Origin of the sequence: Amycolatopsis orientalis DSM 40040 = KCTC 9412, assembly GCF_000478275.1 — a bacterium.
In the GTDB taxonomy this organism is placed as follows: Bacteria; Actinomycetota; Actinomycetes; order Mycobacteriales; family Pseudonocardiaceae; genus Amycolatopsis; species Amycolatopsis orientalis.
Genome location: NZ_ASJB01000027.1, coordinates 1 through 586 on the forward strand (window position 1 = coordinate 1; position 586 = coordinate 586).

The following is a 586-nucleotide window of genomic DNA, read 5'->3' on the forward strand; positions in this document are numbered from 1 at the left end:
CTGCACCACTACCAGCGTCGCCTCGGCGTCCAAACAGGACACAACACCAGCGAAACGACCAGGTGTCAACAACTCTGTCAACGCGGACTGCTCCGCGGACTCGATGACGACAACCTCACCGAGACCTGCGAGCGCATCACCGTCAGCCAACGGCACCGGCGACAGCACCAGCCATTCACCATCCGGCCGGGCCTCCGGCACCCGCACCGGAACCCACTCGACCCGGTACCGCCAACCCTCGACCACCGAGGACTCGCGACGCCGCTGACGCCACGCCGACAAGGAGGGCAGCAACGCGCCCAGGAACTGTTCGTCCTCGCCCGCGACCCGCAGTTCGGCGGCGAGCGTGCGGACGTCGGCCCGCTCGACGGCGTCCCAGAACTCACTGTCGGCCACGCCGTCCCGCACTTCGGCCGCGGAACCGCCGCCGAACTCCAGCCAGAAGCGCTCGTGCTGGAAGGCGTAGGTGGGCAGGTCGACCCGTTCGCCCGCCAGGAGGGCCGTCCAGTCGACGCGGGTTCCCCGGGTGTGCAGCGTGCCCAGGGTGGTGACCGCGGTGTGGACCTCGGGCCGGTCGCCGCGGAGC

At 70.3% G+C, this 586-nt stretch carries 1 pseudogene; it reads right to left on the bottom strand.

Annotated elements, in window-relative coordinates:
* Window positions 1-586: pseudogene (locus tag L324_RS42690) on the bottom strand (type I polyketide synthase); the annotation flags it as partial.